We start from the raw sequence: 17,529 nt of genomic DNA on the forward strand, positions 1-17,529 counted from the left end.
GGAGTTGGAAACCCAACGCCGGCCCAAACTCAATCAGCCGCCATACATGTCGATGGTGAAGTACTTCTTCGAGATTTCGTCATACTTCCCGTTGGCCCTGATTTCTTTGATTGCCGCGTTGAACTTTTCCTTCATCGCAGTGTCGCCCTTGCGTACGCCAACGCCAACGCCAGGTCCAAGGATATCCAGATCATCGGCGACCTTGCCCTTGATCTCGCAGCAAGCCTTGCCTTCGGGTGTTGCGGCAAAGGTCTCAAGCGCCAGTCCATCTGCCTGGGTGGCGTCGATACGCCCGGCAGCCAGATCCTGATTGGCTTCGTCCTGCGTCTGGTATTCCTTGATCTCGGCCGCTGTGTCAGCGAAATGCTTCTTCGCATAGGCCTGGTGCACCGTCGAAACCTGCACGCCAAGGATCTTGCCCTTCAGGCCTTCGGGTGTCGCGTCCATCTTCTCGTCCTTGGAGCCGAGAATCAACGTCGGGGTATTGTAGTACTTGTCCGAGAAATCGATCGTCTTCTCGCGTTCCGCGGTGATCGACATCGAAGCTGCAATGATGTCGATCTTCTTTGTCGTCAGCGCCGGAATGATACCGTCCCACGAAACAGGCGTGATGACGCAATCGAGCTTCGCCGCTTCACACATTGCCATGGTGATGTCGATTTCCCAACCCTGCCATTTGCCGGACGCATCGGGCGCCGCGAAAGGCGGATAGGGTTCGGCGGCAATGCCAACCTTGACCTGTTCGGCGTTGGCTGCGCCAAGGCCGGCAACCACAAGCACAACGGCTGCTGCCGTTGTTTTTAGAAAAGACTTCATTCTCATCTCCATTGGTTCCACTGTTCCCCAGGGTTGCTCCCTGCATTGCTTTGACTCACTTATGAAACAGTTCGGATAAACTGCTTCAAACGTTCAGATTTCGGCGATCCGAATAATTCTTCCGGAGGCCCTTCCTCCTCGACGATTCCGTTGTGCAGGTACATCACATGGCTCGCCACTTCGCGGGCAAACTTCATTTCGTGGGTAACAAGCAGCATCGTCCGGCCCTCCTTCGCAAGGTCGGCTATGACCTTCAGGACCTCGCCCACAAGTTCAGGATCGAGCGCCGAAGTCGGTTCGTCGAAAAGCATCACACGGGGCTGGATGGCCAGGGCCCGTGCGATTGCACCGCGCTGCTGCTGTCCGCCTGACATATAGGCGGGATAGACATCGCGCTTGGCGGAAAGACCGACGCGCTCGAGCAGCTGTTCGCCGATGGCCATTGCTTCATCGTGCTTCATGCCGAGCACATGCACCGGCACTTCGATGACGTTCTGGATCAGCGTCATGTGCTGCCACAGGTTGAAATTCTGAAACACCATGCCGAGCCGGGTGCGAATGCGCTCGATCTGGCGGCGATTGGCCGGCACCTGCCCGCCATGACCGTCGCTGACCATTTTGACGTCTTCGCCATTGATGCGAATGACGCCGCTCGTGGGGTTTTCCAGAAAATTTATGCAGCGCAGGAACGTCGACTTGCCCGAGCCGCTGCCCCCGATCATGGCGACGACATCGCCGTCCTTGGCCGACATGGATACGCCTTTGAGCACTTCAAGCGCGCCGAACCGCTTGTGCAGGTTCTCGATGTGGATAGCTTCAGCCTGTTCAGCCGCGCCCGGTTGGAGAGGATCCGCCGCAACGGCCATATTCGCCGTCATTCCGGGATTCTCGCGCATAGCTGCCGTGCATGCTCAATCATGAGTTGTTCGATCCGCCTCTTTTGTCAGCATGGGTCTTGATTGCCCGAATTTAGCCCATCACACCACTTGCGCTCTAATTATGCAAGCGTATAAATACACGGACCAGCAATTTTTCGAGAGCACCCCCAAAACATGTCATTCGGTTCGCAGTCCATGGCCCTTCCCTTGAAACGCGTCATAATGCGCATGCCGGACAGGGTCATGGCCGGCGCCGCACGCGACGTCTGGCACTATGGCCCGCAGTTCGATCCGCGCCGGGCGTCCGAACAGCACAAGGTCTTCGCCGATCTTGTCGCCCGCTCCGGTGCCGACATTACCTGGATACGCGACGGCAACGATGCGCTCTCGGATTCGATATTCACCCACGACCCGTCGCTTGTCACAGATAAAGGCGCCGTTCTCCTGCGCATGGGCAAGAAGCTGCGTCTCGATGAGCCCGATCTGCATCATGAAACCTACCGCGAGATGGATGTCCCTGTTCTAGGCCGTATCGAGGCGCCGGGCACCGTCGAAGGCGGCGATTGCGTCTGGGTCGATAGCAATACCTTGGCGGTCGGGCGCGGTGTCCGCACCAACCAGTCCGGCATCGAACAGCTTTCAGCCATCCTGAAGCCCCTCGGCATCACCGTTCTTGGCTTCGATCTGCCGCTCTGGCATGGCGAGGAGGCCTGCCTGCATCTGATGTCGATCATCTCCCCGTTGGCCGAGGATCTGGCACTGGTGCACCTGCCACTGCTGCCTGCCGCCTTCTATCAGCTCCTCAAGGATCGCGGCATCCGCCTCGTGGTGGCACCGGAAGAAGAGTTCGCCGCGAGCAATGGGCTTAATCTGAATGTTTTGCCGACTGCCCCTTACGAGGTGATCGCCGTTGCCGGTTTCGAAAAGACCAAGGCTGCCATGGAAGCGGCGGGTTGCACAGTCACCACATTCGAGGCCGATGCCCTGTGCATCGCCTGCGAAGGCGGCCCTACCTGCCTGACCCGACCCGTCTGGCGCCAATGACGGAGTCCCGCTCCACCACACGCAAGAGCTTCCGCCGCGAGGGTGAAGACAAGCGCCGCGAGGATCTGATTGCGGCGACGCTCGAATGTGTGGCTGAGCGTGGTCTTGCAGGAGCGACCGTGCGCGAGATCGCTCTGCGCGCCGATGTGACGGCTGGTCTCATCCGCTATTATTTTCCGGCCAAGGACGATCTCATCGGTGCTGCTTATCGCGCCGTCATGAACCGCATGACGGTTCAGGCAAGCGATGCGCTGAAGAGTGCCGCCGATGATCCGCGTGACCGTCTCAATGCCTTCGTGAAGGCCAATCTCGGTCAGCCCATCATGGACCCGAACAATCTCTCCCTGTGGGCCGGATTCATCGGCATGGTTCACGCCGATCCGGCCATGGCTTTGGCGCACCGCGACGGCTATCTCGGTTTCCGCGACGAGCTGGAAGCGCTCATCCGCGAAGCATTGCTGGCGGCAGGCAAGCCGGCTGAGCCAATTCATACCCGCCGCCACGCTATCGCCGTCAACGCCATTATCGACGGGCTGTGGCTTGAAGGTTGTCTTGCGGGTGATATTTTTGCCGAAGGAGAGTTGGCCGAGACCGGTATAGCCGCTATCGAAGCCGTTCTTGCAATTTCTCTCAATCCTGAAAAAGGAGGCGCGATATGATGCGCTATGCGTCTGTCACCGACCGTCTGGCCGGACTTGGATCCGACAAATGGGCTGTCCATTTCCGCGCTCGCCAAATGAAACAGGCGGGCCACGAGATCATCGAGTTGACGATCGGCGAGCCTGATATTCCGACGCCTACCGACATGATTGAGGTCGCCGAACGCGCGATGCGCGCTGGCCGCACCGGCTATTCCAGCGGTCGCGGCGAACCGGGATTGCTCGCCGCGCTTTCCGCGAAATACACCGCACGCACGGGTCGCCAGATTGGTCCGGAAAACATCATGTGCTTCTCCGGCACGCAAACTGCCCTGTCGATGGTCATGATGGGGCTTGCCGAGGAAGGCGACGAGATCATCACTGGCGATCCGCTCTACGCGACCTATGACGGTGTTGTCCGCGCAACCGGCGCGACGCGTGTTTCCGTTCCGTTGCGGCCCGAAAAAGGTTTCCGCATGCAGGCGGCAGACCTTGAAAAAGTCATCACCCCGCGGTCGAAGGTTCTCCTGCTCAACTCGCCGCACAATCCGACAGGCGCCGTGCTGAGCGCCGCGGAGATCGCCGAAATCGGCGACGTCTGTATCAGGCACAATCTCTGGATCGTGTCCGACGAAGTTTATGAACTGATGATCTACGACGGCACGTTCGCGTCGCCACTGGACCGGGCCGAACTTGCCGATCGCACGATCGCCGTCGCCTCCATCTCGAAGTCCCATGCCGCGCCGGGTTTTCGCAGCGGCTGGTGCATTGCCCCGAAGGAATTCACCGAGCGCCTGCTGCCGCTGTCCGAATCCATGCTTTTTGGCGGGCAGCCCTTCATCGCCGACATGACGGCCTATGCTCTCAGCCGCCCGTCCACCGCGGCGGCCACGATGCGCGAAAGCTTTCTGCGCCGCGCCCGGCGCATTTCGGAACGCCTGGATGGCAAGGCGGGCATCGTTGCCAAGATCCCGCAAGCCGGCATGTTCATTCTTGCCGACATTCGCGCCACCGGGCTGTCTGGCCAGGATTTCGCCATGCGCCTCCTCGAAGAGGAGCTCGTCGCGGTCATGCCGGGCGAATCCTTTGGCGACAACCTTGCCGGCTATCTTCGCATGAGCCTCAGCATTGCCGATGACAAGATCGATGCCGCCTGCGCCGGTATCCTCCGCCTCGCATCGCGCCTGCAACAACGGAAATACGCATGACCACTGTTGGTGAAGCCCTCGTCCACCTGCTTGAATCCTATGATGTCGATACGGTTTTCGGTATTCCTGGCGTTCATACGATCGAACTCTATCGCGGCCTCGCCGGTTCGAAGATCCGCCACATCACGCCGCGCCATGAACAGGGCGCGGGCTTCATGGCCGACGGCTATGCACGTGCTACCGGTAAGCCCGGCGTCGCTTTCGTCATCACCGGCCCCGGTATCACCAATACGATAACCGCCATGGGTCAGGCCCGGGCTGACTCGATCCCGATGCTGGTCATCTCCGGCGTCAACCAGCGCGATTCGCTCGGCAAGGGCATGGGTTTCCTGCACGAACTGCCCAATCAGCGCGCCATGTTGCAGACTGTCGCAATGTTCTCGCATCGCGTCGAAAAGCCGGACGAGCTGGCCATCGTCCTCGCCAGGGCCTTTGCGCTGTTCGCTTCGCGCCGTCCCGGTCCCGTCCATATCGAGATTCCGCTGGATGTGATGGCGCTGCCGCTGGATGGCGCGGAACGCCTGTCCTACGACGCGCCGATCCCGCACGCTTCAGCCGAGACCATGGCGGAGCTGACGCGCCTTTGCCTCGGCGCCGAACGGCCGGTGATCCTGATCGGCGGTGGCGCCAGGACTGCCGCCAGCACCCTGCAAGATCTGGCGGAAAAGCTCGACGCGCCTGTCATCGCGACGACCAATGCGCGCGGCATCATGCACGCTCACCCCCTGCTCATACCGGCCAGCCCCAGCCTGAAGCCCTGCCGCGATTTGCTCGCTGATAGCGACCTTGTCATCGCGATTGGTACGGAAATGGGGCCCACCGATTACGACATGTACAGCGATGGTGGTTTTCCTGCGCTCAAACGGCTCGTGCGCATCGATATCGATGCGGGACAGCTCGACCGTCATCCGGCCTTCATGCCGATCGAAGCTTCGGCCAGGGAAACCGTCGAGCAGCTCGCCGCGGCCCTGCCCGAGCGCCGCAATTCCCATTCCGGCGTAGAGCGTGCGCGACAGACGCGCGATGCGGCCTGGTCCTTTATCGGCCCGCGCTACCAGGGCATGGTGCGTTTCCTCGATACCTTACGCGACACGCTGCCGGATTCTCTCATCGTCGGCGATTCCACGCAGGCCGTCTATGCGGGCAATCTGTACTATGATCACGACCGCGTCGGCGGTTATTTCAACGCGGCGACCGGATTCGGTGCGCTTGGCTTCGGCCCGCCGGCCGCCATCGGCGCATCGCTGGGAAAGCCGGAAACATCGACGATCGCAATCGTCGGCGATGGCGGCTTCCAGTTCGTCCTCGGCGAACTAGGCGCGGCCGTCGATGAACATGTGCCGGTCATCTTCATCGTCTGGAACAATCAGGGCTATCAGGAGATCGAACGCGCCATGATCGAGGTCGATATCGACCCGGTAGGCGTGCGTCCATCGGCACCCGATTATCTGAAGATCGCGCAGGCTTACGGCGTTCCGTCGAAGCGACTGGACAATCTCGAACAACTGCCTGCCGCCTTGCTCGAAGCCAAGGCGAGCGGAACGCCATATCTCATTGAAATCGATGAGAAACTGTTTGATTAGGACTGTGCCCGGGAACGAACCCAAGAATTGATCGCGGCGTCGCAAAATATCAAGCCTTTGCCGCATCCCGGCTTCTTGCCACCTGAGTGCGAGACTATCGTTGAACAACCTTTCCACCCCAACAAAAACAAGGGAACTCTGATGAAAGCATTATTGATGAGCGGCGTCATGGCGTTCGCGCTGCTCGGCGCCGCAGGCGGTGCATCGGCTGCCGAGTGCGGCAACGTCACCATCGCCAGCATGAACTGGCAGTCGGCGGAAGTTCTCGCCAATCTCGACAAGATCATTCTCGAATCCGGCTACGGCTGTCAGGCTGAAATCATTCAGGGCGACACGATCCCGACCCTGACCTCCATGACGGAAAAGGGCCAGCCAGATATCGCCCCCGAGGGCTGGGTCGATTTCATGCGCGATATCATGGACAAGGCAGTTGCAGACGGCAAGCTTGTCTACGCCTCCAAGTCGCTCTCCGACGGCGGCGTCCAGGGCTGGTGGATCCCCAAATATCTCGCCGACGCTCATCCCGATATCAAGACCATCGACGATGCGCTGAAACACCCCGAACTTTTCCCCGCCCCCGAGGATCCCTCCAAGGGCGCCGTGTTCAATGGACCTGCGGGCTGGGGCGGCACTGTCGCAACCACACAGTTCTTCAAGGCCTATGACGCCGAAAAGAAGGGCTTCACGCTCGTCGACACGGGTTCCGCCGCTGGCCTCGATGGCGCGCTGGCAAAAGCCTACGAGCGCAAGGAGGGCTGGGTTGGTTACTATTGGGAACCGACTGCGCTCCTCGGCAAATATCCGATGGTGAAGCTCGACCACGGCGTGAAATTCGATGCCGCCGAATGGAAGCGTTGCAACACCGTTGCCGATTGCCCGGACCCGAAGAAGAACGATTGGGAAATCGCCGAAGTCGATACGGTCGTTACCAAGAAGTTCAGCGAAACGTCCGGCCCGGCAATGGATTATCTCAAGGCCCGCTCGTGGGACAACAAGACTGTCAACGCGCTTCTCGCGTGGATGACCGACAATCAGGCGACAGGGGAAGACGGCGCGAAATACTTCCTGAAGAACAATGAGCCTGTCTGGACAAAATGGGTCAGCGAAGATGCTGCCGAAAAGATCAAGGCAGTGATCAAGTAACTATGGCGATTATCTCTCCCCGTTGTGGGAGAGATAACCCCGCTAAAACCTTGTGGCGTATCTCAGCCCATCATAAATCGCGGCGTGGATATTGCGGGCGTGCACTGCATCGCCGATCCGCAGCAGATCGAACTTGCCCTCTCCCCGCAGCGGAAAGATCGCGCCGCCATTGACCAGCCGGTCATAATCCACGGCGCCGCCATTGCGCGACAATGGCTTCAACTCGCGGTAGAGATCATCGATTGGCAAGGTCCCATGCTCTACAACCACCTGATCGACCAGGCGTTCCTCGTGATAGTCCGGTGCGAAATCCGAACCGAGCGTTGCGACAAGCTGGTTGCCGTTGCGGGCAACGCTGACAAGCCGCGTGTTGATCGTCACGCGCACGCCTTTTTCCTGAAAGGCGCGCATATAGGGCACATGGTTCATGCCGCCCATCTCAGGGGCGAAAAATCGTTCGGGACTGACAAGTTCCAGCCTCGACCCGACCCGCGCGATCATTTCGGCCGCGCTCATGCCCTGGTGCCCGCCATTGTCGTCATAGAGCAGCACATTCTCGCCCGGCTTCACCGCACCCGCCAGAATATCCCAGCTTGAGACCACCAGCTCGTCGCCCGCCGTCAATGGCGGATTTTGCGGCAGGCCGCCTGTCGCGATAACCACGACGTCAGGCTCGAGCTCCAGCACGTCGCCGGCTTCCGCCCAGACGTTGTAGCGCAGCGGAACACCGAGCCGCTCGAGTTCGTCCAGGCGCCAATCGACAATGCCGATCATCTCCTTGCGCCGCGGATTTTGCGATGCGAGCCGGACTTGTCCGCCCGCCTGATCCGAAGCTTCAAGCACCGAGACCTTGTGACCGCCTTCGGCGGCAACCCGCGCCGCCTCAAGCCCTGCTGGACCCGCACCGACAACCACCACAGTGCGCGCCGTCTGCGCTTTCGCAATCACATGCGGCATGGTCTGCTCGCGCCCGGTCGCCGCGTTGTGCACACACAGCGCCTCACCGCCCTCATAGATACGATCGAGACAATAGGTGGCACCGACGCAGGGCCGGATGCGATGCTCATCGCCCGCCATGATCTTGCGCACGATATGCGGATCGGCGAGATGGGCACGGGTCATCCCGACCATGTCGAGCTTGCCCTCGGCCACCGCGTGGCGTGCCGTCGCCACGTCGGCGATGCGCGCCGCATGAAATGTCGGAAATTTCGTCTGCTGGCGGATTTCACCGGCAAAATCGAGATGAGGCGCCGACCGCATGCCCTGGATCGGGATAACCTCGTTCAGCGCTGCGTCCGTATCGATATGGCCGCGAATGATGTTCAAAAAGTCGAACTTGCCGGAAGCTGCGATGCGCCGGGCGATCTCGACGCCCTCTTCCTTCGAAAGTCCCTGCTCCCAGTCCTCGTCCGCCACCATGCGGATGCCGACGATGAAATCCGGGCCGACCGATTTGCGCACCGCATCGATCACGGCCCAGGTGAAGCGCAGCCGGTTGTCCAGAGACCCGCCATAGTCGTCGTCGCGATGATTGGTGGCGGGCGACCAGAAACCGTCCATCAGATGCCCATAGGCCTCGAACTCGATGCCATCGAGCCCCGCCGCCTGCATACGCTGTGCTGCAGAGGCGTAGTCGCCGATGATCCGCTCGATGTCCCACTCCTCCGCTTCCTTCGGGAAGGCGCGGTGCGCAGGCTCGCGTATCGGGGAAGCGGAAACAACAGGAAGCCAGTCTGCCTTGTTCCAGCTTGTGCGGCGGCCCAGATGCGTCAGCTGGATCATCACCGCAGCGCCATGCTCATGGCAATCGTCGCTGAGTTCGCGCAACCAGGGCACGATCTCGTCCTTGTAGGCGTGGAGATTGCCGAAGGCCGGCGGCGACTCGCGCGAGACGACCGCAGACCCCGCCGTCATCGTCAGCGCGATACCGCCCTTGGCCTTCTCGGTGTGATAGAGCCGGTAGCGCTCCTTTGGCATGCCGTCTTCCGAATAGGCAGGCTCGTGACTGGTCGACATGATGCGGTTTTTGAGCCGCAGATGTTTGAGCTGATAGGGTTGCAGCAGCGGATCGTCATGTGATGCCAATGGACCATTCCCTTTGTCCAGATTCCCTCTGTCTGCACCGATCCTAACCTTGTCGCGGCCCGTTCAGTTTCTCCCCCGCGACGTGTTCTGATACGCAGCCGCCGTGAACCTCCCAATACAGCCCGCCCATCATGGGGCGCTCCAAGCATGCAACCGTGCTTGCTCCGCGAACTAGATCGTCTTTCAACATACCTGCTAGGTTGTCACAAACATCGGTCCCGGCATCGCCGCGTATGGAGTGGGTTAAAACACTGAGATTGCCACGCACCAGCCCCATTTGCCCAGCACTGTTTGCCACAATGGAAAAGAGAGTTGCCATCGGTCCGTAAACTCCTCTAGGGAAGTTGTCCGGACTAATTTGCCAGTCGCAGAATTCAACCGGAACGCAACACTCCTGCAGGGTTTCGAGAATGAGCGAATGCATCCTACAAATAAAACAAATGAGATAAATCGTGTAAGCCGCTTGAGAAGCAAAGATGTCTGAAACGCCTCAACCCACTGGGCCACTACTGGTTAAAACGCGGAGTCTTCGGCTGGCTAAGGTTTGGAATATCATGCGCCTATCATGGTTTCTGATTTGCGTCGTCATTGGGACCGCCGTGGGAGCATTGTACGGCTACGACACCTACGGGTGGTTTGGTGCTGTTGGGACAGGTCTTCTTGGTCTTATTCTTGGAAGTATAGTTGGTGCCGCCCCGCAAATATTATTGATGCGATGAGTGCCTGGACGGGCGTTGAGTTCTACGGACTCCGACCCGCGTTTGTTACCCTGTACCTTTCAGCTTCGATCATCACTCTGAGTGCTCGCAAAATCTCCCTCAATCAGTTGCAGCCCCTGTTGAGAAAGAATTTTTCTACGGATTTGAGAGCGCTGCCGGAATATTCCAGCGGATCCAGATCGGCTATCAAATCGGAGAACGCAAGATTTGCGTTGGGACTGTCGATGTATCTTTGAAGCAGTGCGCAATGTTTGTTTTCCCTTGCGACACGCAGAGCGATAGCTTCAAGGAACCCGATACAAAAACCGTGTTTCAGCTCATCTTTCCTGTCTCTGCACATTGCCTGAAGTTTTGCGAAGGTGGGCTCGTCCGCGAGCGCAAGGTTACCGGAGCTCGCCCCAAGGACGAGGGACAGGGCAATGGTCGTTCCGATGATTCGGCTGCCCCTTATACGCGCGCTTTTTCGCTTGCCGGCCTTCGCGGCATCGTGAACAACAGACGGCATCTTCTCCCTCCCGGCTCCTGGGCAAATATCGTTTGCCGCCTGCAGCGATCACCACCTGTATTGGCGACGCGAAGCGGCCAACCATCAGCAAAGCTGTCTCAGACGCGATCTGAACCCCAGTTCAGGAAAAAGCCGACATCGCCCGGCATTCCGTTGGGGAAACTGATGATCATTGCCTTGAGCTTGAAACCCTGCGGCTTGGCAAGTTTCTGATAGCGTTCATAAAACTCCTTTGCCTTGCCTTGCAGCGTTTCCGGCCAGTCCCTGTCGCCGCTGTTTATTGCGCGCCCGCTGTCCGAACAAAGGTCCGATGAAAAGCTATAGACCATGGCCTCGAATTTGCCCGCCTGGACAGCGTTCGCCACAAGCCGGCGGACCGCCAGGACGTCTGCTTCGCTGACATGGTTCTTGAGGAAATCTTCGGCGAAGTCGGCGGCTTTCTGCTCCTGGATTGCCTTTGCCTTCGCCTGCTTTTGATCTTCCTCCCTTGCCCGTTTAATGACTTCATTGCGAATGTCCGCCGCGCTCGGGGGCATCGCGTTCAAATCGAGGGGTTCTTTTTTCTCTGGCATTTGCTTGATCCTTTCCTGGATGACGTTTTTTTGACGGATAGCGCCTTCAAAGCACGTCGGGGACAACGGCGGCGGTAATCTCCGGCGCGATATAGTCGTTGGGCCGCTTTTGCCGCTTGCCGAGATTCGGCGCGTCAAACTTGACCCGTTCGTAGGGGATCGACTTGAGGATGTGCGAAATACAGTTGATACGCGCACGCTCCTTGTCGTCGGACGGCACAATCCACCACGGAGCATCGGGCCTGTCCGTCACCTTGAGCATCTCGTCGTAAGCGCGTGAATAGTCCCACCAGCGTTGATACGACGTGACATCCATCGGACTGAGTTTCCACTGGCGCAGGGGGTCGTCGATACGGCGGCGGAACCGGCGCTCCTGCTCCTCCTCGCCGACAGTGAGGAAATACTTGAGTAATATGATGCCGCTTTCCACAATCGCCGCCTCAAAGAGCGGGGTAAGTTCGAGAAAACGTCGCGTCGTCTTTTCGGAACAGAAACCCATGACGCGCTCAACGCCTGCGCGATTGTACCAACTCCTGTCGAAGATCACGATCTCGCCCGCCGCCGGAAAATGTTGGACGTAGCGCTGCATGAAGATCTGTGATTTCTCCCGGTCGCTCGGCGATGGAAGTGCGACGACGCGGAACACGCGCGGGCTCACCCGCTCCGTGATGCGTTTGATCATGCCGCCTTTTCCCGCAGCATCGCGGCCCTCGAACAGGATGATCACGCGCGCGCCCGATTTCTTCACCCACGCCTGTAAATGCGCGAGCTCGATCTGACGCTTTTTCATCTGCTTGTTGTAGCGGTCCTTGCCGAGTTTCTTGTGCTCGACAGGGTCTTCCTCCCGCAATGTGTTGTCGTGTTTGTTCATCCCATTATCCTCCCTCTGGTGTCTGCACTTGAAGTGCTGTTGAAGCTGCAACCGTTCCCTCTGAAAGGCCGTTCTTCCCGGCATCGAGGCCGCGTATTGCATCCTCCACATCCTCGAAAACATATTGAGTTCCGATGCGGTCGAGGAGACCGCTTCTTTCGAGCATCGTCTTCACCTCGGCATGCAACTCGGCGATCCCGAGTGTAATCCCGTCCGCCGCCAGATCGCCCCTGATGTCATCGAGCATGGCAAGGGCCGTGCTGTCGATCTGGGCAATTGCACTGGCGTCAATAACGAACCAGCGGGTCCCGGCAGGTAAACCGGAGGCAATGGTTCTGATGCGCTCCCGAACGTAGTCCGCATTGAAAAACAACAGGCTGCCCTGGATTATATAGAGGGCTAGACCCGGGATCGGGCGGGCCTCGGGAAAGCGGTGCAGCTTGTAGAGGCCGTCACGACTGCCGAGACGGCCAAGCAGCGCGTCGCGCGGAAACATCATCTGACGCACGAGGTGGACAAGCGTTGCGGCGATAGCGATCACCACCCCGGCAAGGACACCGAAGCTTATGGCGCCCCACATGGTGATAAGCGCAAAAACGAATTCGGTGCGGCTGATACGCCAGATATGCCGCAACTCTGCGATATCGATCAGGCTGAGGGCAGCAGCTACCAGTATAGCACCGAGGGCGGGGATGGGGAGAATCCGCATCGCATCGCTGAAATAGAGTAGCGTGGCTATCAACGCGGCAGCCGAGACAAGCCCTGCCAGCTGAGATTTTCCGCCTGCCGATAAACAGATCGCCGTCCTAGAGTCCGAAGCGCTGATCGGAAATGCCCCGAAAAGCCCCGCGGCGATGTTCCCCGCGCCGAGCCCGATCAATTCCTGATTGGCGTCGACATGTTCGCCGGAGCGCCCTGCGAAACTGCGGGCTGCAACTATGCCTGATCCAAAACTGACCAGAAAAACAGCGGCTGCGCCCAGCACAATTCGGTCCAGTGGAAGGGCAGCTACAGAAGGTATCGAGATGGATGGCAGCGCAAAGGGGATATCCCCGACGACAGCGATGCCCATCTGCTCGAAATTGAAAAGGACCGAAAGGATGGCCGAAACGACAACGACAATGACCGGCCCCGGTACGGGCAGGCGCGAAGCCCTGACCGCCTGCAATAGAACGAACATGGACAACCCGAGCAGAAGCGAAGGCCAGTTTATGGCGGCGCTCTCGTTGATGAGTTCGAGGAACGGCGCTACGAGCCCGTCCGATTGAATCGACAGCCCGGTCAGGCGGCCAATCTGTCCAACCATGATCGATACGGAAATACCGGCAAAGAAACCGACGAGGATCGGGCGTGAAAGGAACGTTGCCACAACGCCGAGACGCAAAAGGCGGGCTGCCAGGCATATCGCGCCGACAACAAGGGCGATCAGTGATGCAACCATGGCACGGTCTGGCGACGCGTCCGTCGGCAGGGAGGCGACGATCGATGTCACGGCCGCTGCCAAGACGGTCATGGTTGCCGCGTCCGGACCAACAATCAGGATGCGGGAAGGACCGAACAGCGCATAGCCTATCGGAGCCGCTATGCTTGCATAGAGCCCCGTTTCCAGAGGCAAACCCACGATCGCCGGATAGGCAATGGCACTTGGCAAGCCAACGGCGGCCACGGCGAGCCCGGCAGATATATCGCTTGGCAGCCAACTGGCCCGATATCCCCTCAAGCTCCTGAGAACGGGGATGGACAAGGTCATGGCCTGAACCTCTGACTGGCGGCAACTATCATCGTCAATGCTCCAGGAAACGCTTCTGATCCGGCTGCTCATTCCCAGTCAACGACGCAGTTATGGTCTGCCGAGATCTGGCGTTACCCCTAGCTTCGTTCAGGGGGTATCGGAGGCGCAAGTACGTTACGGTAACAACCTCTTCAGAAGGCCGGGCTCCCGCACGGAGGCCGTCTATGCACGTCGGATGAATGGGCGCCAAAATGCAAAATGGCGGCACGAGGCCGCCATTTTTTGCAATATATTCATCACTCTATGGAGTGAGAATGGTGCGGTCGAGAAGATACGTATAAGTGGCTGAAATGGCTGTAAATCAAGGGGTTTGGTGTCCCACGGTATGCCTATAGAGGGCACTATGAATCAATGACTTAGGAGGCGGGTGTCCCACGGTTTGCGGCTGATTTCATCCACAGAAAACCGAGATGGTGGATAACCTTCTCGCACTTGCGAAAATACCACAGGCTCCGCAGCCCGTACATCAATACGGCGTTGCACTCAGCCCAAGCTGCTTGGAACCACAGGCCGAGCATTTAAGCCTGGGCGCTAAGTCCTTGTGCATGGCGCTGTGTTTTCGTCCCAGCTTCTGCGCCAACTCTTGAAGGTCCATCTTCCGCGAGTGTTTGCACCCTCGTTTATGACAAGATACCCAAAGCGTATATCCATGATCGATCAACGCACCGATGGTGCCGTTTTCGCTAGTATCAATCTGCACTTGAACGGGCTGTGGCTTCGCTTTCCGTTCCAAAATGTCTTCGTAGGCAAGGACTTCGCAATCGGTGCTGTTGCAGTCTCTGCACCTGAATTTGAGGCTTCTGATTTCGCGACCGTGGCCGAACATGTCGGCAAGACTGCCAGCGGTGAAGCTCGCGGCCTTAGTGCATTTCCTGCAGCGGGATCGCACCAGCATCCCATGCCGCGTGGCCTGCCCTAACGTTTTCATCGTTCTTGTCATGAGAACAAAATGAGAACATAGTCCTAACTCGTCAAGGCCGAAGATGCCGCAGCTTGCGAACAATTAGGGATCAATTATCATCCAGCCATATGTTCGCTCCTCGAGTCGGGAATGGGATGATGATTGCAAGTGGTCGTCTAGTCTTTGTAGCCTTGCTTGCCCTCGCGGTAGAGGGATGTGTGTCGTCGGATACGGGAATCAAGCCCAATGTCGTGACCTACAACAATCAAGGCCCGATGGCAGTCGGCCCTCCCTCGACCACTTCGACACTTCAACAGAAGGAAGGGCGATACTTCATTGAGTTCCGCTCCCGCTATGCCCTCACCTACGGCCACACTTTCGTGATTTTTGGCCGTCTGGACGAGGCGGGCCAAATGATCGATCCCGAAGTTTCCGGCCTTGCCCCGGCTACAGACAGTGTCGTTCCCTACATTCTTGGTCATTACATACCCGTGCCAGCTGAGACCGGGGCGAGCGACGGTGATCTGGAAGACAGGTACAGGTCGGCGAGCTGGCGGGTCATGTTGAGCGAAGCCGAATACAATAAAGTCGTTGCCTACATACGCAAACTGAAGGCCAGTTCGCACTTCTGGCAAGCGACGACGTATAACTGCAATGCCTACGTGGGCGACATTGCGCGGTTCATGGGCTATAAAGTGCCCGGCCACTTGTTGCGTCCGCAGCAGTACATAACCAAGCTTCGAGAGATGAATGGGGGACCGAACGCGATTGGTTATACCGGGCCTGCGGGTTGAGAGTAGCGGTGTCTGAGCATCTGACAGCGACAAGCGCGGGGTCGAATAGTCAGCGTCCGCTGGCCATTCGTGCAGGGGCACCTATCGGCGTGGGCCGAGCCGTGCCCTCCGCATGCATTGGCGGTTAGCCCTGCCCGATAATGAACTGATTGTCTTGCCCCAACCGAAGGCAGAGGAAGAACAGCCGCTGCTGCTCTAAGGCCTAAAGGGCAACAGATTACGCGCATATGCGCAAGTAAATGAAACGGAAAGACTCTGAAGTCCGTTGTAGACTGCAACCAAAACATCAATGCGGAGTTTGGAAGCCATGGAAATCAAATGGCAAAAAACACCTCCGGGACCAGACGGGCAATTGCAGGACTATACCGCAACAAGCCGCAACGGCATTGATATCGGCCGGGTTTATCGAATCGATAGTGGTCCAGACCTTGGACTTTGGTTCTGGACTTTTCTCCTCGGCCATTCGCAGTTTCGTATGACTGACGTCAGTGGCGTTCAACGCTCAAGACCGCACGCGGCCCAGCAAGTCGCACGGGCCTATCAGCGTTATCTTGAAACCGCTGGGAGTGACGGCGGGGGATTGAGCCGGATACCCGTAATCACCACCGCGAACAGCAACGGAAAGCCACCATGCCATAATGTCTCCACAGGATGACCGCGGCGACCTGGATTGCCAGGAAGCTTTGGAAGTGGAATTCCAGGCGTATGCGGGAGTGGCGTTACTGCAGCTATTGGAAGACGCCAAGTCGGTGGGTTGGCCCGAAGCGGAAGCGCGAAAAGCTATTACGCGGTTGATTGAGGTGCACATCTCAGGCGTCGCATGATGACCAACTTATGTGACGGTGTTCCCCCATTGAACCAAGCCGTCTACAATCACACGTATCTTGGCCGGCAAAGTCTTTGTGCATGGTCAAAGAACGTTGATGGGCATTAAAACTCTCAGAACCGATGTTTTTGTAATTCGAGGGCGCGTACATAAGGATGTGTAGGTCTTTTGATTTTTGCTCGTAGGCCTTTGGTCCGATCTCGCGTCGTCTGATTAATGCTATCGTTGAGGGTGCCGACGCCCCCCGTCGGCAAGGGCCCCAAGGCCGATAGCCTGGTTAGCTACCCTTGAGATTCCAGTTGACCGGGCCTTTAAAAAGAGCAGCTACAGCACATTTTATGAAATCGATACTGCAAACCTTATCCACATTGGCGGTGCTCGAAAGTCCACCGCCTTTTTGTTGGTATGATGATGAATTTCACCTTGAAGCCGGTCGTTGTGGCCGAAATCTGCTGACGCCAATGATTTGTGGCGCGATATGTGGGACGAAATGCGGCCCAAGGTGCTGACCGTTTTCATGCGCCTGAAACTGACAACAGATTATGCATGACAAAAGACGACGATACGACTAGGGCCGACAAGAAAGCTAAGGCGGCTGCAAGACTGCGTAAGTGGCGGGCTGGCAATCCGCTGACTCCCGAACAGAAGGCGAAGGCGGTTGCGAGGGTTCGTAAATGGCGGGCTGCCAATCCGCTGGCTGCCAATCCGAGTCCCGAGCAGAAGGCGAAAGCAGCGGCTAAGGCGGCTGCAAGGATGCGTAAATGGCGGGCTGCCAATCCGCAAACTCCCGAGCAGAAGGCCAAGGGTAAAGAGCGGGCTCGCAAGTGGCGGCAAGCCAATTCGGAGCGCTACAGCGCTTATATAAAGGCTTGGCGCGAAGCTAATCGGGAGAAACTCCAGGCTTGGCATAGCATATACGACAAAACGCGCCGAAAAAGGATAGCCTCGAAAAAGAAGGCTAGGAAAAATGGATTACCCCACTACGAGGAACCGAATCCAAGCGAAGAGCAAAAAAGCAAAAGCCCCGTCATCTTAGGACACCGAGGCTGATTGCTGTTATCAAAACTTCACCCGGAACCCTGCCGTGCCATTGAGACTATAGCTGTCAGCGAAATTGGATAGGCTGGTGTTGATGGAAACCTCGCTGTAGAGCG

Annotated in this window: 16 protein-coding genes; 9 read left to right on the forward strand and 7 right to left on the reverse strand. The window is 58.2% G+C overall.

The window, feature by feature from the left end:
• Positions 1-33: 33 nt before the first annotated feature.
• Entirely contained in the window at positions 34-816 is a 783-nt protein-coding gene (locus tag J2X72_RS23540; protein ID WP_210003615.1) for a transporter substrate-binding domain-containing protein, read from the reverse strand.
• Positions 817-875: 59 nt separating this feature from the next.
• A complete protein-coding gene (locus J2X72_RS23545) occupies positions 876-1,682 on the reverse strand; it encodes an ABC transporter ATP-binding protein (RefSeq protein WP_405044772.1) in 807 nt (268 codons plus the stop codon).
• Positions 1,683-1,868: 186 nt separating this feature from the next.
• Between J2X72_RS23545 and J2X72_RS23550 the strand changes: the two genes are divergently transcribed.
• The 5 genes from J2X72_RS23550 (at position 1,869) to J2X72_RS23570 (ending at position 7,310) form a co-directional block, all read left to right on the forward strand.
• Entirely contained in the window at positions 1,869-2,738 is an 870-nt protein-coding gene (locus J2X72_RS23550) for an arginine deiminase family protein (RefSeq protein ID WP_310075940.1), read from the forward strand.
• A complete protein-coding gene (locus J2X72_RS23555; RefSeq protein ID WP_210003613.1) occupies positions 2,735-3,397 on the forward strand; it encodes a TetR family transcriptional regulator C-terminal domain-containing protein in 663 nt (220 codons plus the stop codon). Before J2X72_RS23550 ends, J2X72_RS23555 begins: the two co-directional genes overlap by 4 nt.
• The gene (locus J2X72_RS23560; protein WP_310075991.1) at positions 3,397-4,584 is read left to right on the forward strand and encodes a pyridoxal phosphate-dependent aminotransferase; all 1,188 of its coding nucleotides are present in this window, start codon (positions 3,397-3,399) and stop codon (positions 4,582-4,584) included. Before J2X72_RS23555 ends, J2X72_RS23560 begins: the two co-directional genes overlap by 1 nt.
• The gene (locus tag J2X72_RS23565) at positions 4,581-6,167 is read left to right on the forward strand and encodes a 5-guanidino-2-oxopentanoate decarboxylase (RefSeq protein ID WP_310075943.1); all 1,587 of its coding nucleotides are present in this window, start codon (positions 4,581-4,583) and stop codon (positions 6,165-6,167) included. Before J2X72_RS23560 ends, J2X72_RS23565 begins: the two co-directional genes overlap by 4 nt.
• A 141-nt stretch (positions 6,168-6,308) precedes the next feature.
• Complete coding sequence (locus J2X72_RS23570) at positions 6,309-7,310, forward strand: ABC transporter substrate-binding protein (RefSeq protein WP_310075947.1); 1,002 nt, start codon at positions 6,309-6,311, stop codon at positions 7,308-7,310.
• 42 nt (positions 7,311-7,352) lie between these two features.
• Here the strand turns inward: J2X72_RS23570 and J2X72_RS23575 are convergent, their stop codons facing one another.
• The 5 genes from J2X72_RS23575 to J2X72_RS23595 all read right to left on the reverse strand — a co-directional run bounded on the left by J2X72_RS23575 (position 7,353) and on the right by J2X72_RS23595 (position 13,812).
• Positions 7,353-9,395 carry an NADH:flavin oxidoreductase gene (locus tag J2X72_RS23575; RefSeq protein WP_310075950.1) on the reverse strand — a complete coding sequence of 681 codons (2,043 nt, stop codon included), beginning with the start codon at positions 9,393-9,395 and terminating at the stop codon, positions 7,353-7,355.
• An 822-nt stretch (positions 9,396-10,217) separates the two neighbouring features.
• Positions 10,218-10,619, reverse strand: a complete 402-nt coding sequence (locus tag J2X72_RS23580) for a hypothetical protein (protein ID WP_310075953.1) — start codon at positions 10,617-10,619, stop codon at positions 10,218-10,220.
• A gap of 98 nt (positions 10,620-10,717) precedes the next feature.
• A complete protein-coding gene (locus tag J2X72_RS23585) occupies positions 10,718-11,191 on the reverse strand; it encodes a histidine kinase (protein ID WP_210003609.1) in 474 nt (157 codons plus the stop codon).
• 46 nt (positions 11,192-11,237) lie between these two features.
• Positions 11,238-12,062 (reverse strand): polyphosphate kinase 2, encoded by an 825-nt coding sequence (ppk2, locus tag J2X72_RS23590; protein ID WP_310075956.1) that lies wholly within the window; start codon positions 12,060-12,062, stop codon positions 11,238-11,240.
• A 4-nt stretch (positions 12,063-12,066) separates the two neighbouring features.
• Positions 12,067-13,812 (reverse strand): SulP family inorganic anion transporter, encoded by a 1,746-nt coding sequence (locus J2X72_RS23595; RefSeq protein WP_310075959.1) that lies wholly within the window; start codon positions 13,810-13,812, stop codon positions 12,067-12,069.
• 691 nt (positions 13,813-14,503) lie between these two features.
• Here J2X72_RS23595 and J2X72_RS23600 point away from each other — a divergent pair.
• The 4 genes from J2X72_RS23600 (at position 14,504) to J2X72_RS23615 (ending at position 17,425) form a co-directional block, all read left to right on the forward strand.
• On the forward strand, positions 14,504-14,773 hold the full coding sequence (locus J2X72_RS23600) for a hypothetical protein (RefSeq protein ID WP_310075961.1): 270 nt from the start codon (positions 14,504-14,506) through the stop codon (positions 14,771-14,773).
• Between the two features lie 137 nt (positions 14,774-14,910).
• Positions 14,911-15,549 carry a hypothetical protein gene (locus J2X72_RS23605; protein ID WP_310075965.1) on the forward strand — a complete coding sequence of 213 codons (639 nt, stop codon included), beginning with the start codon at positions 14,911-14,913 and terminating at the stop codon, positions 15,547-15,549.
• Positions 15,550-15,856: 307 nt separating this feature from the next.
• Complete coding sequence (locus J2X72_RS23610; RefSeq protein WP_310075968.1) at positions 15,857-16,204, forward strand: hypothetical protein; 348 nt, start codon at positions 15,857-15,859, stop codon at positions 16,202-16,204.
• A 717-nt stretch (positions 16,205-16,921) separates the two neighbouring features.
• Positions 16,922-17,425, forward strand: a complete 504-nt coding sequence (locus J2X72_RS23615) for a hypothetical protein (RefSeq protein ID WP_310075972.1) — start codon at positions 16,922-16,924, stop codon at positions 17,423-17,425.
• The last annotated feature ends 104 nt before the right edge of the window (positions 17,426-17,529 follow it).

The organism is Phyllobacterium sp. 1468, assembly GCF_031455525.1.
In the GTDB taxonomy this organism is placed as follows: Bacteria; Pseudomonadota; Alphaproteobacteria; order Rhizobiales; family Rhizobiaceae; genus Phyllobacterium.

Excerpts from the sequence above, each read along its gene's own strand:
- J2X72_RS23540 (WP_210003615.1), bottom strand. The coding sequence starts at position 816 with ATGAAGTCTTTTCTAAAAACAACGGCAGCAGCCGTTGTGCTTGTGGTT.
- J2X72_RS23545 (WP_405044772.1), bottom strand. The coding sequence starts at position 1,682 with ATGGCCGTTGCGGCGGATCCTCTCCAACCGGGCGCGGCTGAACAGGCT.
- J2X72_RS23550 (WP_310075940.1), top strand. The coding sequence starts at position 1,869 with ATGTCATTCGGTTCGCAGTCCATGGCCCTTCCCTTGAAACGCGTCATA.
- J2X72_RS23555 (WP_210003613.1), top strand. The coding sequence starts at position 2,735 with ATGACGGAGTCCCGCTCCACCACACGCAAGAGCTTCCGCCGCGAGGGT.
- J2X72_RS23560 (WP_310075991.1), top strand. The coding sequence starts at position 3,397 with ATGCGCTATGCGTCTGTCACCGACCGTCTGGCCGGACTTGGATCCGAC.
- J2X72_RS23565 (WP_310075943.1), top strand. The coding sequence starts at position 4,581 with ATGACCACTGTTGGTGAAGCCCTCGTCCACCTGCTTGAATCCTATGAT.
- J2X72_RS23570 (WP_310075947.1), top strand. The coding sequence starts at position 6,309 with ATGAAAGCATTATTGATGAGCGGCGTCATGGCGTTCGCGCTGCTCGGC.
- J2X72_RS23580 (WP_310075953.1), bottom strand. The coding sequence starts at position 10,619 with ATGCCGTCTGTTGTTCACGATGCCGCGAAGGCCGGCAAGCGAAAAAGC.
- J2X72_RS23585 (WP_210003609.1), bottom strand. The coding sequence starts at position 11,191 with ATGCCAGAGAAAAAAGAACCCCTCGATTTGAACGCGATGCCCCCGAGC.
- ppk2 (WP_310075956.1), bottom strand. The coding sequence starts at position 12,062 with ATGAACAAACACGACAACACATTGCGGGAGGAAGACCCTGTCGAGCAC.
- J2X72_RS23595 (WP_310075959.1), bottom strand. The coding sequence starts at position 13,812 with ATGACCTTGTCCATCCCCGTTCTCAGGAGCTTGAGGGGATATCGGGCC.
- J2X72_RS23600 (WP_310075961.1), top strand. The coding sequence starts at position 14,504 with ATGATCGATCAACGCACCGATGGTGCCGTTTTCGCTAGTATCAATCTG.
- J2X72_RS23605 (WP_310075965.1), top strand. The coding sequence starts at position 14,911 with ATGATGATTGCAAGTGGTCGTCTAGTCTTTGTAGCCTTGCTTGCCCTC.
- J2X72_RS23610 (WP_310075968.1), top strand. The coding sequence starts at position 15,857 with ATGGAAATCAAATGGCAAAAAACACCTCCGGGACCAGACGGGCAATTG.
- J2X72_RS23615 (WP_310075972.1), top strand. The coding sequence starts at position 16,922 with ATGACAAAAGACGACGATACGACTAGGGCCGACAAGAAAGCTAAGGCG.